This is a genomic window from Nonomuraea longispora, from assembly GCF_004348345.1.
GTDB lineage: Bacteria > Actinomycetota > Actinomycetes > Streptosporangiales > Streptosporangiaceae > Nonomuraea > Nonomuraea longispora.
In genome coordinates this window covers 1-1,573 of the sequence record NZ_SMJZ01000422.1, presented here as the reverse complement: position 1 = coordinate 1,573, position 1,573 = coordinate 1, and the positions used below count along the sequence as shown (strand labels likewise).

Genomic DNA, 1,573 nt, shown 5'->3' with positions numbered 1-1,573 from the left:
CGGCCTGGGCTACCGTGGACCACACGGCCATCGTCCGATCACCTTGGAGCGTCACAACCCCATGGTCTCGGCGATGGCCGTCTCACGTTCGGGACTTCGACCAGCCCGAACCTCGAAGTGCGGCTGGAGTACTAGGGTATGACGGCAACTCGCCTCTCGCCTCGGCAATGGTGCACTCACGGACGTCGTCCAAGGCCCCGCCGAAGCGCCGCGCGACCTCGTCCGGATCGTCGAGTCCGACCCAGGTGAGACAGCAGGACTCGGCCAGACCCTCCCCTACGAAGAGCCGGTAGTTCTCGGCGAATCGCCCGCCGCCTGAAATCCCTGGCCGCATACGCTTCCTTCCCAGCCTGCAGATCGTCCTGTTCGCCCACCACCCGGGCCGTAGGCGGACAGGACGTTGTCAGCGTTTATTGCGCGGGCGGGCTGCCCGACTTGATTCGGACCCAGAACGGGTCATTGTCCAGGATCCTGCAGTACACCATGAAGTGCGACATGAGGCCACCGGCCGCTCTGTTCTCCGTCTCGTTCACGTGGACAACGGAGTAATCCCATTTTGAGGGACGAGTTCCCTTCCAGCGTGGCATTGAAAGGCAACTCGTCACAATGCGTCTTGGCCGCGGTCTGGGTGGCTTGCACGGCCGGAGTGGCGCACGTAAGGTCTTTCAGCGTGACGTTGTCCTCCCAGAGGAGTCGGTCCTTCATATAGCGATGCAGCGCCTGACCTTGCGGCAGCGGCCATCCCTACGCTGACATCGCGGCCATCGTAAAACTCGATCGAAGCGAACTTATGCCCTTTGGTCCGGGAGACGGGCCTAGTCGAAGTTGGGAGATGGGAGGGGCAGAGCCGACTATGGGGTATGCAGCAACTCTGGTTCCAGCCGTATGCCGCTCTCCAGTTCGGTCACAGCAAGGCATGCTGCGACGAAGTTCACTGTCGCCTCTGCTTCTTCGCTGTCATAGGCGCGTGCGAGAAACTCAGCGTAAGGACGCAAGGGACCGAGGAGTTCTGTCCAAGGGGTGAAGGGAAGATTGATCGGCTCGGGATACTCGAGCTTGCCTTGCCCTCCCCCATAGTCGGCGTACATGCTTGCGTTGCCGTTGATGTCGAATGCCACGTACCAGTGCCGGAAACCGTCGCCGCCCAGTTGATCGGTTACCTGTTTGCGTTCCGGCATGGGGTAGACCCCGTCCAGTGTGACGACGCCGACGCCAACCTGGTAGAGGCGGATGCTGTGGCCGCTGTGCGGTACGGTTCCAGGACCCTCTATCTCTATGGGGTCGAACCCCATGCGACGCACAGCCTCTTCGATGGTGAGTTCGCCTGAGTTGGGCAGCGTGACCGTGTATGCCATGTCCTCGCCGAGATAATCCAGAATGTTTGAGTAACGGGCGACGGCCTCATCCAACACGTCGATCGACCTTTCTCTGACAGGAGAGTCCCTCAGCCTGGATCCACAGCTTGAAGCTTGGGGCGAGATTGGCGAAATGAAGTGAGGTGTCCCTTGAGCTGGGAGGATGGGAGTTCTTCACGCTTCCATCGGCCCGCTGCAAAGGACACCTCGTAAGTTGG

At 60.8% G+C, this 1,573-nt stretch carries 1 protein-coding gene; it reads right to left on the bottom strand.

Going from position 1 to position 1,573, the window contains the following annotated elements; genetic code table 11:
* Positions 1-851: 851 nt before the first annotated feature.
* Positions 852-1,412 carry a hypothetical protein gene (locus E1267_RS43695; protein WP_132342184.1) on the bottom strand — a complete coding sequence of 187 codons (561 nt, stop codon included), beginning with the start codon at positions 1,410-1,412 and terminating at the stop codon, positions 852-854.
* Between the last annotated feature and the right edge of the window lie 161 nt (positions 1,413-1,573).